The sequence below is a fragment of the Streptomyces sp. NPDC050422 genome (assembly GCF_044458665.1).
Classification (GTDB): domain Bacteria; phylum Actinomycetota; class Actinomycetes; order Streptomycetales; family Streptomycetaceae; genus Streptomyces.
Genome location: NZ_JBITIE010000015.1, coordinates 82844 through 95743 on the forward strand (window position 1 = coordinate 82844; position 12900 = coordinate 95743).

The window sequence follows — 12900 nt, forward strand, 5'->3', positions numbered from 1 at the left end:
CACGCATTCGGGGCCGGGCCGAATGGCTGAAGGGCGGAGGGACGGCTCGTGCTCCGGTGCTCGCACCCCGATGCTCGCACTCCGGCGCTCATGCCCCGGTGCCCGCACTCCCGGGTATCGCACGAATGTTCGAAACTTGGTCTATGGTGGAGAGCGAGGGGGTGGTGAGTACGGATCGGTTCAGGAGGTGCGGGTGGTGCCCGGGTTCACGCATCTGCATACCGTTTCCGGGTTCTCCCTGCGGTACGGGGCCTCGCACCCGGAGCGGCTGGCGGAGCGCGTCGCGGAGCGGGGGATGGACGCCCTCGCGCTGACCGATCGCGACACCCTGGCCGGTACGGTCCGGTTCGCCAAGGCCTGTGAGCAAGCGGGGGTGCGGCCGCTCTTCGGGGTGGAGCTCGCCGTGGCTCCCGCCGTGCGCGCGGAGGGTGACGGGCGTACGCACCGGCTGCGGACCCCGGTCCGCGGGGGTGCCTTTGTCGATGAATCCGCTCCCCGGGTCACCTTCCTCGCCCGCGACGGCGCCCAGGGCTGGGCCGAACTGTGCCGCCTCGTCACCGCCGCCCACGCCGCCGTCCCCGACGGTGGCCGGCCCCTGGTCGACCGCCCCGCACTGCCCGCCGAAGGGCTCACCGTGCTGCTCGGCCCCGCATCCGAGGTGGGCCGGGCGCTGGCCGCCGGCCGGCCCGACCGGGCCGCCGCCCTGCTCGCCCCATGGCGGGAGACGTACGGCGACGACCTGCGGCTCGAAGCCGTCCACCACGGTCGGGGCGGCACCGGACCCGGCTCGCTGCGGCTCGCCGCCCGTACCGTCGGCTTCGCCGCCGAGCAGGGGATACGGGCCGTGCTGACCAACGCCGTCCGGTACGCCGACGCGGGGCAGGGCCCGGTCGCCGACGTACTCGACTCCGCGCGCAGGCTCGTCCCCGTCGACCCGCGCCGCGCCCCGCTCGACAGCGGTGAGCGCTGGCTCAAGGGCGCCCGTGCGATGGCGGAGACCGCCGAGCGGATCACCGCCGCCGCCGGGCTCGGCCCCGGCGCCGGGGCGCGGCTGCTCGCGGAGACCCGGCACACCGCCGACGCCTGCGTGGTCGACCCCCAGGGCGACATCGGCCTCGGCTCCGTCCACTTCCCCGAACCGCACCTCGTCGGCGCCGGCCGTCGCACCGCCCAGCGGGTACTGGCCTCGCGCGCCGCCGCGGGCATGGTGCTGCGCGGCTACGACCGCAGGCCCGGCTACTGGGACCGGATGCACCACGAGCTGGACATCATCGCCCACCACGGCTTCGCCTCGTACTTCCTGACCGTCGCTCAAGTGGTGGACGATGTAAGGGAGATGAAGGTCCGGGTGGCCGCCCGGGGCTCCGGAGCGGGCTCCCTGGTCAACCACCTCCTCGGCATCGCCCACGCCGACCCGGTCGAGCACGGGCTGCTGATGGAGCGCTTCCTGTCCAAGCGCCGCTTCGTGCTGCCCGACATCGACATCGACGTCGAGTCGGCCCGCCGCCTCGACGTCTACCGCGCGATCATCGGCCGCTTCGGCGCCGAACGGGTCGCCACCGTCGCCATGCCCGAGACCTACCGGGTGCGCCACGCCATCCGCGACGTCGGTGCCGCGCTCTCCATGAACCCCGCCGAGACCGACCGGCTCGCCAAGGCCTTCCCGCACATCCGGGCCCGCGACGCCCTCGCGGCCATGGAGGAACTGCCCGAGCTGCGCGAGGTGGCGCGGACGAAGGAGAAGTACGGGCGGCTGTGGGAGCTGGTGGAGGCGCTGGACGCACTGCCGCGAGGCATCGCCATGCACCCGTGCGGGGTCCTCCTCTCCGACGCCTCGCTGCTGCGCCGCACCCCCGTCATGCCCACCAGCGGCGAGGGCTTCCCGATGGCGCAGTTCGACAAGGAGGACGTGGAGGACCTCGGGCTGCTCAAGCTCGATGTGCTCGGTGTACGGATGCAGTCGGCGATGGCGCACGCGGTCACGGAGGTGAAGCGGGCCTCGGGCCGGGAGGTGGACCTGGACGCCGTACCGCCGGGTGACCCGGAGACGTACCGGCTGATCAGGACCGCCGAGACGCTGGGCTGCTTCCAGATCGAGTCGCCCGGCCAGCGCGATCTGGTCGGCAGGCTCCAGCCGGCCACCTTCCATGACCTGGTGGTCGACATCTCGCTGTTCCGGCCCGGCCCGGTCGCCGCCGACATGGTGCGCCCGTTCATCGAGGCCCGGCACGGCCGGGCGCCGGTCCGCTATCCGCACCCCGACCTGGAGGGGCCGCTGCGCGAGACGTACGGAGTGGTGGTCTTCCACGAGCAGATCATCGAGATGGTCGACATCATGACCGGCTGCGGCCGGGACGAGGCCGACCGGGTCCGGCGCGGGCTCTCCGACCCCGAGTCGCAGGGCCGGATCAGGGTCTGGTTCGCCCAGCACGCGGCGGTGCGCAAGTACAGTGCCGAAGTGATCGCCCGTGCCTGGGAGATCATCGAGGCGTTCGGCAGTTACGGCTTCTGCAAGGCGCACGCGGTGGCCTTCGCCGTACCGACGTACCAGTCGGCCTGGCTGAAGGCGCATCACCCGGCGGCCTTCTACGCCGGGCTGCTCACCCATGACCCGGGGATGTACCCGAAACGGCTGCTGCTCGCGGACGCGCGGCGGCGCGGGGTGCCGGTGCTTCCGCTGGACGTGAACCGCTCGGCGGCCGCCCATCGAATCGAACTGGTGTCTGATGAGGGGAAAGGAGGGGAATCCTGGGGGCTGCGGCTGGCGCTCTCGGACGTCCACGGGATCAGTGCGGCCGAGGTCGCCCGGATCGAGGCCGGGCAGCCCTACACCTCGCTGCTGGACTTCTGGCAGCGGGCCCGTCCGGGAAAGCCCGCCGCCGAACGGCTGGCCCAGGTCGGCGCTCTCGACGCGTTCGGCGCCAACCGCCGCGATCTGCTGCTGCACCTGTCCGAACTGCATCGCGCCCAGCGCGGCGCGGGCTCCGGCGGCTCGGGCGCACAGCTCCCGCTCGGCGGCGGACACCGCACCGGCTCCATCGGCCTGCCCGACCTCAACGAGGCAGAACGGCTCAGCGCCGAACTGGGCGTGCTGAGCATGGATGTCTCACGCCATCTGATGAGCGATCACCACGCCTTCCTGAAGGAGCTCGGCGCGGTCTCGGCCAAGCGCCTGCGCGAGGCGCGGCACGGGGACACCGTGCTGGTCGCGGGTGCCAAGGCGGCCACCCAGACCCCGCCGATCCGCTCCGGGCGCCGGGTCGTCTTCACCACCCTGGACGACGGTACGGGCCTGGTCGACCTGGCCTTCTTCGACGACAGCCACGCCGCCTGCGCGTACACCGTCTTCCACTCCTGGCTGCTGCTGGTGCGCGGTGTGGTGCAGCGGCGCGGGCCGCGGAGCCTGAGCGTGGTCGGCGCCGCCGCCTGGAATCTGGCCGAGCTGGCCGAACTGCGGCGCACCGGCGGACTCGACGCGGTCGCGGCCCGGCTGGCGGAGGTGCCTGCCGAGGCGGCTGCCCCGGAGGAGGAGGCGTCCGCTGCCGACGACGGCGGCCGCCGGATCCGGATGCCGACCGGTTACGAGATGAACCCCTGGTCCGACCTCCAGCCGCCCGGCGAGGGGGCGCCCACCGGAAGGAAGCTGTGGCACCAGAGCCCGGGGAGCGCGGGATGAGCGGGATGAGCGGGATGAGCGGGATGAGTGGGGTGAGCGGGATGAGTGGGGTGAGCGGGGTGAGCGAGCAGCCCGGAATCCTCTGCCTGCGGTTCCGCCAGGTCGGCGGCGGTCTGCCGGACGGCGCCGGCTACGCGGGGCTGCTCGCCCTGCTCGGTTCGTTCACCCCGGTCGTCGAGGCGGCGCCGCCCGACGGGGCGCTCGCCGATGTCCGGGGCGCGCTGCGCTACTTCGGGCGGGACGTGACGGGGCTGGCCTCGGTGATCCGGGTCCGCGCCCTGGCCCTGCACGGTGCGGACTGCGCGATCGGGGCCGCCGAGAACCCGATGCTGGCCAGGATGGCGCTGCGGCAGGCTGCGCCCGGGAGGACCTTCGTGGTGCCCGTCGGCGGGGCCACCGCCTTCCTCGCGGACCGTCCGGCCGCAGCGCTGGACGGCGTCGGGGCGGCGACGGCCCGCACCCTGTGCGGCTACGGGCTCGACTCCGTCGGCCGGATCGCGGCCGCCCCGCTCGGCACCCTGCAGCGGATCACCGGGGTGCGGACCGGGCGCGAACTGTGGGAGCGGGCGCACGGCATCGACCGTACGAAGGTCGTGCCGAACGCCGCGGCCCGCTCGCTCGCCGCCGAACGGACCTTCCCGCGCGACGAGCTGGACCGGGAGCGGCAGCGGCGCGCGCTCATGTCGCTCACCGAGGAACTGGGGGCGAGGATGCGCGGCGAGGGGCAGGTGTGCCGCTCGCTCGCGGTCTCCGTGCGCTATGCCGACCGGACCGGGTACGCGACGCTGACCCGCAGCCGTACGCTCGGCGAGCCCACCGCCCACTCCGCGGAACTCACCGCGCTCGCCTACCGGATCCATGACTCGTTCGCCCTGCAACGGGCCCGGGTACGGGGAATCGCGCTGCGCGCCGAGGGGCTCGGCGACGCCGGGCGGGCCGCGCACCAGCTGACCTTCGACCCGGTCGACGAACGGGCGCGCCGGATCGAGGCGGTCGCGGACCGGTTGCGGGCCAGATTCGGGCCGCAGGCTGTGATGCCGGGGCGACTCGCGGCCTGACCTGCCCGTCGGGAACTGTCCTGAAGCTACGGTTACTGCCGCGTCAGTTTTTACCGACGCGTAACTTCCCACCCCACCTTACTCATGCGTAAGTTGGCATGAGCACGTAGAACGTCGTCAGAACTTGTGGTCCGGACCGCAGCGTGCACAGGAATCGCAACCTCTGCACAGCCATCGCAACTCCCTTGAGCCGCAAGGAGACCACACGATGCTGCCCTGGACCCGTGCGCCGCGTACCCCACGTGCGCGGACAACCCTCGCCGCACTGTTCCTCGCCGTCGCCGCATTCGCCACCCCCACGGCCACTGCCGCTGCAGCCACCCCCACCACCGCCACGGTCACCTCCCGTGGCTGGAACGACTACTCCTGCAAGCCCTCCGCAGCCCACCCCCGGCCCGTCGTCCTGGTCCACGGAACCTTCGGGAACTCGGTCGACAACTGGCTCGTCCTCGCCCCCTACCTCGTCAACCGGGGCTACTGCGTCTACTCGCTCGACTACGGACAGCTCCCCGGAGTGCCGCTCTTCAACGGCCTCGGCCCGATCGACAAGTCGGCCGGACAGCTCTCCGTCTTCGTCGACAAGGTGCTCGCCTCCACCGGGGCCCCCAAGGCCGACCTCGTCGGCCACTCCCAGGGCGGCATGATGCCGAACTACTACCTGAAGTTCCTCGGCGGAGCGGCCAAGGTCAACGCCCTGGTCGGGATCGCGCCCGACAACCACGGCACCACCCTCCTCGGCCTGACGAAGCTGCTGCCGTACTTCCCCGGCGCCGAGGACCTGCTCAACGCCGGCACGCCCGGACTCGCCGACCAGGTGGCCGGATCCCCCTTCGTCACCAAGCTCAACTCGGTCCCCGACACCGTGCCCGGCGTGCACTACACCGTCATCGCGACCAGGTACGACGAGGTCGTGACCCCGTACCGGACACAGTTCCTGGACGGGCCGGACGTACGCAACGTCCTGCTCCAGGACCTGTGCCCGGTCGACCTGTCCGAGCACGTGGCGATCGGGACCATCGACAGGATCGCCTACCACGAGGTGGCGAACGCCCTGGATCCGGCGCACGCCACCCCGACCACCTGCGCCTCGGTCATCGGGTAGGGCCTCAGGTCCGGACCGGGCCGGATCAGAGCCCGCGCCGGGCCGCTGCGGCGGACCGGCGCCGGACCGAGGCCAGCAGTGCGGCCGCGCCCAGTGCGATCGCGGCCGCACCGCCCATGGCCCAGTAGCGCGTGGCGGCGCTGCCACCCGTCTCGGCGAGGTTGTCGGCTCCCGCGACAGGGACGTCACCGGACGCGCTGTCCGGTACCGGGGCGTTGGCGCCGGCCGTACCGGAATCCGCCGGACCGGCCGCCTCGGTGACGGCCGCGCCCGTACCGGCGTCGTCGTCACCGTGACCGCCGTGCTCGACCGAGGACTTCTCCGCGCCCGCGGTGATCTCCTGCTCGGAGGGCGCGGACGCGGACGGCGCGGGCACGGCGGCGACCGAACCGCTGCCGCTCGTGCCGTTGGCACCCGCACCACCCGCACCACCCGCACCACTCGCGCCCGCGAAGACCACGTCGGAGCACGCGTAGAACGCCTCCGGAGAGTCCGACCGCTGCCAGACCGTGTAGATCAGCTGACGCCCCGAACGCTGGGGAACGGTGCCGTCGAAGACGTACGAACCGTCCACCAGCTTCGGGTCGGTGGCCTCGGCGAACGGCTTCTCCTCCAGGTCCGACCACGTCAGCGGCTTCGCCGGGTCGTAGCCGGCGGTGGTGAGATACAGCGCGAAGGAACCCTTGTGCGGGGCGGTGGCGCGGAAGCGGAAGGTGTGGGAGCCCGCCTTCATGTCGGTGGCCGGCCAGTCCGCGCGCGGCAGGTCGAGCCCCTTGAACTTGTCGTTGCCCGCGCTGCACAGCTTGCCGTCCGGGATCAACTGCCGGTGGTTCCCCGCCGCGTTGGCGATGTTGACACCGTTCCAGTCGTACAACGCCTGCGTGCCGCCCGCGGCGACGGCGGCCACGCACGCAGCGGACCGCGGGTGTTCGGGCCCCTCGGCGAAGCACGCCGAGACCCGGCTGACCGGATCCGTCAGCGAGCCGTGCGCCGAGGCCGGAGCCGCGGTCAGAACGGTGAGTACGAGCGGCGTCGCACCGAGCGCGGCGACGGCGGCGGCCCTGCGGCGGGCGGGGGTGATGGCGGGCATGGCGGGGTACTCCTTCAGCGGTCCAGGTCTGTGTACGGGGCGTCCCGGGAACAGCAAGCTAGCCTCCGGCCGACCCCGGAAAGCCCGCGTGGAGGGCCTGCTGAGGATCGTTATGACGCACTTAAGGGGCCGCTCACGAACGCTTAAGAGCGGCCGTCGGCGGTACGGGACGGGGAGACCGCCGCCGTTGTCAGTGGCAGCTGGCACGATCGGTTCATGACGACGATCGACTGGGATTCAGCCGCCGGTTCCTTCGACGACGAGCCGGATCACGGCCTGCTCGACCCCGTGGTCCGGCACGCCTGGGCGCAGCGCCTGGAGAGCTGGCTGCCCCGGGAGCGTTCCGAGGTGCTCGACCTGGGGTGCGGCACCGGAAGTCTGGCGCTGCTCGTCGCCGGACAGGGCCACCGGGTCACCGCCGTGGACCGCTCGCCCCGCATGGTCGAGCAGGCACGCGCCAAGCTGGCCGGTACGGGGACCGAGGTGCTGATCGGGGACGCGGCGGCGCCGCCGGTCGGCAAGCAGCGGTTCGACGTGATCCTGGCCCGGCACGTGGTGTGGCTGCTCCCCGATCCGGCCCAGGTCCTGCGCCACTGGTTCGGCCTGCTGCGGCCCGGCGGCAGACTGGTGCTGGTCGAAGGCGTGTGGAACGGGGTCGGTCTGCCCGCCGGCCAACTCACCGCGCTGATCGCCCCCTTCACCGAGCGCATCCACCACGAGCGGCTCTCCGGCGACCGGGACCTCTGGGGCAAGGAGGTCGACGACGAGCGCTACGCGCTGGTGGCGCGGGCCGAACCCCCGCGCCGGCACACCGAGGTGGTCGACGTCCATCTGATCCTCCGCCGCGGTTCCGACGTCCTGCTCGCCCGGCGGGCCGGGACGGGGTACGCGGACGGGCTGCTGCACGCCCCGTCCGGGCACGTCGAGGACGGCGAGGACGTCCGCGCGGCGGTGATCCGCGAGGCGGCCGAGGAGATCGGGGTCGTGCTCGAACCGGAGGAGCTGCGCACGGCCCTGGTCATGCAGCACCGGGGGCCGGGCGGCAGCCCCAGGACGGGCTGGTTCTTCGAGGCGGCGTACGACCCGGACCGGCCGCCGTACAACCGCGAACCGGACAAGTGCTCCGAGCTGGAGTGGTTCCCGCTGGACGCCCTGCCCGACGACATGGTCGCGTACTGCCGCGCCGGCCTCGACGGATACCGGACGGGGGAGCACTTCCTGATCCACTGGCACGAGGACGGCGACACCGTCGCGTTCGAACCACGAGGCGTGCGACGGGCCGTCCCGCTGCCGGCCGGAGGGCCACGCACCGGCCGGCTCCACCACATCGAGCTGTGGGTGCCCGATCTGGCGGCCGCCGCCCCGGGCTGGGGCTGGCTCCTCGGTGAGCTGGGCCATGTCCCGTACCAGCAATGGGCGCACGGGCGCAGCTGGCGACGGGGCGACCACTACGTGGTGATCGAGCAGTCGCCCGACCTGACCCCCGGAGGCCACGAACGACGGAGTGCCGGGCTGAACCACCTGGCGTTCCACGTCGAGGACCGGGCCACCCTCGACGCGCTGGTGGCCCGGGCCCCGGAGCACGGCTGGCGGCTGCTCTTCGGCGACCGTCATCCGCACGCGGGCGGTGAGGGGCACGTGGCCGCCTATGTGGAGGACGCGGCGGGGTACGAGGTGGAACTGGTGGCGGGCTGAGGCACTCTCAGCCCGGCGGGGGATCAGCCCAGCAGGCCGGCGAACCCCTCCTCCGTGCGGGCGAGCCGTTCCAGCTCGTCCAGGGCCGCCACGGCTGCCTCCGCCGCCTCCGGGTCGCGTCCGGCCAGACCGCTCTCCTCGAACTCGTCCTCGTCCAGCCGCAGTACAGCGGAGCGGTCCGCCGACACCCACAGATCGAGATCCAGGTCCTCGACGAGCAGTTCGCCGTCCCGCAGCACCGCGGGGCGGGTCACATCGCAGTACCAGCCCTTGAGTTCACCCGCGCCCGTGCGGACCTCCTTCACCGCGAACCAGGCATCGCGCCAGTAGTACTCGGTGAAGACATCGCCCGGCTCGAAGCGCACGAAGCCGAAGTCGCGTACGCCCGGCGCGGCCCAGGGCGCCCGCACCGTCACCCGGGTGCCGTTGTCGGCGACCAGGGCGGCCGGATAGCGGATCTTGGTCTTTCCGGCCTTGGTCAGGACGACCGTCAGTCCGGCGTCAGCCGAGCCTGCGGACATGGCGCACCTCCGTGGCACAGATCTCGTAGCCGAACCAGCGGTTGATCGCCAGCATGGGACCGTTGTCGGCGTCATTGCCGGTGTAGGCGTCGGTGTACCCGGCGTCGCGCGCCCGGTGCAGCGAGTCGTTCTTGGCGAGCTTCGCCAGCCCGCGGTTGCGGTAGGCACGCCGGGTGCCGGTCATCCCCGACCAGTAGCGGTTCGCGCCGTCGGTCTCCGCCGCGCTGAACGCCGCCACCTCGCCGTCGGCCACCACGACCGAGGTGAGGTGGTGGTCGAGGCCGGGACTGCGCCAGGTCTCTCCGAGCCACTCCTCGTAGTCCGACAGCTGGGTCGGTGTGTCGCTGGGCTCGTCCTCGGTGGTCTCGGCATCGGCCTCGAAGAGCGGGCGCGGGTCGTCGTCGAAGTCGGAGCCCGTACGCAGTTCGACACCTGCCGGGAGCTCCTGACGGGGCGGCAGCGTTCCGCCCGCCAGGTCGAGATGGAGGAAGTGCGCCGGCCTGCTCGGCGCGTAGCCGTGCTTCCCGGCGAACGCCCGGTCGCCGGGGGTGTCCAGGACCCAGGCGTAGACCGAGGTCGCGCCGGCCAGGGCCAGATACTCCTCGGCCGTGCGCAGCAGCAGCGTGCCCGCTCCCCGGCCGGTCCGCTCCGGGTGGGTGTACGGGTTGCAGAACGCCTGCCCCGGCTCGGGGCTCTCGTACGCCAGCCCCACCTGGGCCGTCCCGATGATCTCGCCGTCCTCCTCCGCGACCAGCAGCCGGTACCGCTTGTCGGGATGGGCGGTGGCCAGGTCGAAGACGACCCGCTCCGGGGTGGTGACCATGAACGGGAGCGCCGCGCGCCTCACCCGGACCCAGTCCTCTGCGTCGGCGGGCCGGAAATCGCGCACGATGACAGTCATGCGCCGGACCGTACCCGCAGGTCCGGCCCGGGCGCCCCCGATTTTCCGGCGGTGGGGCAGAATCGGTCCGTGACTCTGAAGATCGCCGTTGACCCGGAATCCGGCACCGCCCCGTACGAGCAGCTGCGCACGCAGATCTCCGAACTGGCCCGCTCGGGGGCGCTGCCGGTCGGCCACAGACTCCCGACCGTACGCGGCTTCGCCGAGGAGCTGGGGCTCGCCGCCAACACCGTCGCCAAGGCGTACCGGACGCTGGAGGCGGACGGGGTGATCGAGACGCGGGGGCGCAACGGGACGTTCATCGCCGCAGCGGGCGACGCGGCCGAACGCAACGCGGGTGCCGCGGCGCGCGAGTACGCGGAGCACGCCCAGCGGCTGGGGATGTCCCGGGCACGGGCACTGGAGCTGGCGCAGGACGCCGTGCGGGCGGTGTACACGGGGTGAGGTGCGGGCGGTGCGTCCGGCGGGCCGGGGCGTCGGCGAGCCGCTTCGTCCTCAATCGCCGGACGGGCTGAAGCGATGTCCTCAATCGCCGGACGGGCTTGAATTGGTGCCCGGCGTGGTTGGTTTGTGCGGGACGGGGTTGAAGTCAGGATCCGAACGGTTCTCAGAGGTACAGCCCCGCGTCCGCGCCCGAGTCCTGCTTGGGGACCGATGCGGGGCTCGTGCCGCGGCGCAGTGCGTAGAGCTCCGCCAGGGTCGTTCCCCCACGGGCCGCGTCCGGGCCCAGGCCCTCGTCCGTGCCCAGCCAGGCCACCGACTCCTTGCGGGTCAGCGGGCCCACCTCGATGCGGGCCAGGCAGCGGCCGGGCCTGACGACCGCCGGGTGCAGCCGTTCCAGGTCCTCGTTGGTCGTCACCCCGACGAGCACGTTGCGGCCCTGGCCCAGCAGTCCGTCCGTGAGGTTGAGCAACCGCGACAGCGCCTGGCCGGCCGTGTGCTTGGCCTCACCGCGGATCAGCTCGTCGCAGTCCTCCAGGAGCAGCAGGCGCCAGCGGCCCTTCGAGCTGCCCTCGTCCTCGCCGATCGCGATGTCCATCAGATAGCCGACGTCGTTGAAGAGCCGCTCGGGGTCGAGCACGCAGTCGACCTGGCACCAGTCCCGCCAGGACCGGGCCAGTGTGCGCAGGGCGGACGTCTTGCCGGTCCCGGGAGGCCCGTGCAGCAGGAGCAGCCGGCCCGCGATGTCGTCCGGGGTGACCTTCATCAGCCGGTCCATGGCGTCGGCCACGGGCGCGGTGTAGTTGGGCCGGACATCGTCCCACGTACCGGCCGTGATCTGACGGGTCGTACGGTACGGGCCCCGGCGGGGCGACACGTACCAGAAGCCCATCGTCACGTTCTCCGGCTGGGGCTCCGGCTCGTCCTGGGCGCCCTCCGTGGCCTCGTCGAGCACCTTGTTGGCCAGTTCGGCGCTGGTCGCGGTGACCGTGACGTCGGCGCCCCGGTTCCACCGCGAGATGAGCAGGGTCCAGCCCTCGCCCTCGGCCAGCGTGGCGCTGCGGTCGTCGTCGCGGGCGGCGCGCAGCACCTTCGCCCCCTCGGGCAGCAGTGTGGCGCTCTTCCTGACCCGGTCGAGCGAGGAACTATGCGAGTACGGCTGCTCGCCCGTCGCGAAGCGGCCGAGAAGCAGTGCGTCGACGACGTCGGACGGGGAGTCGCTGTCGTCGACGTTGAGCCGGACCGGCAGAGCGGACTCGGGGGTGGCAGGCATGCCGCCCATGATCCGGCACGGGGGCACCCGGCGCACCCAGGTTTCGTCACCTGCCCGTGCCGGCCCGGGGGGCGCGGGGGCGCGGGGGGAGCGCGTAGCAGGCCGATATGACGCGCGATCAGGGGGTCGGCGCGAAAAGCTCATCCGATGGACTTGGCATGCACACTTCCGGAATGGCCTTCGCTGCTGCTACCACGGACATGGCAGAGATCCTGCCGGTCGGTCCAAGGGAGGTTCCATGAAAATGTCCAGACTCGTGGCGTTCTCGTCCTCGCTCCTGCTAGGCGCCGTCATCGCCCTGACCGGGGCAGCCACCGCGAACGCCGCACCGTCCGTCCAAGCCGTCGACTATGTCGCCCTGGGCGACTCCTACTCCTCGGGGGTCGGCTCCGGCAGCTACATCAGCTCCAGCGGGGACTGCAAGCGCAGCACCCTCGCCTACCCCTCGCTCTGGGCGGCCGCCCACTCGCCCGCCTCCTTCGCCTTCGCCGCCTGCTCGGGCGCCCGCACGAACGACGTGACCGCGGGTCAGCTCGGACCGCTCAGCGCCTCGACCGACCTCGTCTCGATCTCCATCGGCGGCAACGACGCGGGATTCGCCGACGTCATGACGACCTGTGTCCTCCAGTCGGAGGCCACCTGCCTCAACCGGATCGCCACCGCCCGCAGCTATGTGGACTCCACGCTGCCCGGCAGGCTCGACTCGGTGTACGCCGCGATCAGCGCCAAGGCTCCGTCCGCCCATGTCGTCGTGCTCGGCTACCCGCGCTTCTACAAGATCGGCGGCAGCTGTGTCGTCGGCCTGAGTGACAAGGTGCGCACCGCCATCAACGGCGCCGCCGACTACCTCAACGCGGCCACCGCCAAGCGCGCCGCCGACCACGGCTTCACCTTCGGTGACGTCGCCGGACAGTTCGCCGGGCACGAGATCTGCTCCGGAAGTGCCTGGCTGCACAGTCTCAACTGGCTCAACATCGGCGAGTCGTACCACCCCTTCGCCGCCGGGCAGTCCGGCGGATATCTGCCCGTTCTCAACTCGCTCGACTGACCGGCGCGTACCGCGGTCCGCTGCTCCGAGTGGCACCTCGCCGGCGGGGGTCTTTGCAGGTCAGGGCCTCTTCCGGTGGGTGGGCGCCCGATCGC

The 12900-nt window shown here is 72.4% G+C and carries 10 protein-coding genes; 6 read left to right on the forward strand and 4 right to left on the reverse strand.

All coding sequences use genetic code 11. From position 1 onward, the window contains the following. Positions 1–196 precede the first annotated feature (196 nt). The 3 genes from ACIBJG_RS24115 (at position 197) to ACIBJG_RS24125 (ending at position 5836) form a co-directional block, all read left to right on the forward strand. On the forward strand, positions 197–3676 hold the full coding sequence (locus ACIBJG_RS24115; protein WP_399310491.1) for a DNA polymerase III subunit alpha: 3480 nt from the start codon (positions 197–199) through the stop codon (positions 3674–3676). Between the two features lie 23 nt (positions 3677–3699). After that, the gene (locus tag ACIBJG_RS24120; RefSeq protein ID WP_399310493.1) at positions 3700–4734 is read left to right on the forward strand and encodes a hypothetical protein; all 1035 of its coding nucleotides are present in this window, start codon (positions 3700–3702) and stop codon (positions 4732–4734) included. Between the two features lie 208 nt (positions 4735–4942). Beyond that, a complete protein-coding gene (locus ACIBJG_RS24125; protein ID WP_399310285.1) occupies positions 4943–5836 on the forward strand; it encodes an esterase/lipase family protein in 894 nt (297 codons plus the stop codon). A gap of 25 nt (positions 5837–5861) precedes the next feature. Here ACIBJG_RS24125 and ACIBJG_RS24130 read toward each other — a convergent pair whose 3' ends face one another. Next, complete coding sequence (locus ACIBJG_RS24130) at positions 5862–6926, reverse strand: lytic polysaccharide monooxygenase (RefSeq protein ID WP_399310287.1); 1065 nt, start codon at positions 6924–6926, stop codon at positions 5862–5864. Between the two features lie 216 nt (positions 6927–7142). On the opposite strand from ACIBJG_RS24130, the gene ACIBJG_RS24135 reads away from it, so the two are divergent. Next, positions 7143–8621, forward strand: coding sequence for a trifunctional class I SAM-dependent methyltransferase/NUDIX hydrolase/VOC family protein (locus ACIBJG_RS24135; RefSeq protein ID WP_399310289.1), 1479 nt, complete (start codon positions 7143–7145; stop codon positions 8619–8621). A 23-nt stretch (positions 8622–8644) separates the two neighbouring features. Here the strand turns inward: ACIBJG_RS24135 and ACIBJG_RS24140 are convergent, their stop codons facing one another. Together ACIBJG_RS24140 and ACIBJG_RS24145 are read right to left on the reverse strand one after the other, a co-directional pair. Then, positions 8645–9142, reverse strand: coding sequence for a DUF402 domain-containing protein (locus ACIBJG_RS24140; RefSeq protein ID WP_399310291.1), 498 nt, complete (start codon positions 9140–9142; stop codon positions 8645–8647). After that, positions 9123–10043 carry a GNAT family N-acetyltransferase gene (locus ACIBJG_RS24145; RefSeq protein WP_399310293.1) on the reverse strand — a complete coding sequence of 307 codons (921 nt, stop codon included), beginning with the start codon at positions 10041–10043 and terminating at the stop codon, positions 9123–9125. Before ACIBJG_RS24145 ends, ACIBJG_RS24140 begins: the two co-directional genes overlap by 20 nt. A 69-nt stretch (positions 10044–10112) precedes the next feature. On the opposite strand from ACIBJG_RS24145, the gene ACIBJG_RS24150 reads away from it, so the two are divergent. After that, on the forward strand, positions 10113–10487 hold the full coding sequence (locus tag ACIBJG_RS24150) for a GntR family transcriptional regulator (RefSeq protein ID WP_399310295.1): 375 nt from the start codon (positions 10113–10115) through the stop codon (positions 10485–10487). A gap of 163 nt (positions 10488–10650) precedes the next feature. Here the strand turns inward: ACIBJG_RS24150 and ACIBJG_RS24155 are convergent, their stop codons facing one another. Then, positions 10651–11757 carry a DUF5925 domain-containing protein gene (locus ACIBJG_RS24155; protein WP_399310297.1) on the reverse strand — a complete coding sequence of 369 codons (1107 nt, stop codon included), beginning with the start codon at positions 11755–11757 and terminating at the stop codon, positions 10651–10653. Positions 11758–11995: 238 nt separating this feature from the next. Between ACIBJG_RS24155 and ACIBJG_RS24160 the strand changes: the two genes are divergently transcribed. Further along, entirely contained in the window at positions 11996–12805 is an 810-nt protein-coding gene (locus ACIBJG_RS24160; protein WP_399310299.1) for an SGNH/GDSL hydrolase family protein, read from the forward strand. Positions 12806–12900 lie beyond the last annotated feature (95 nt).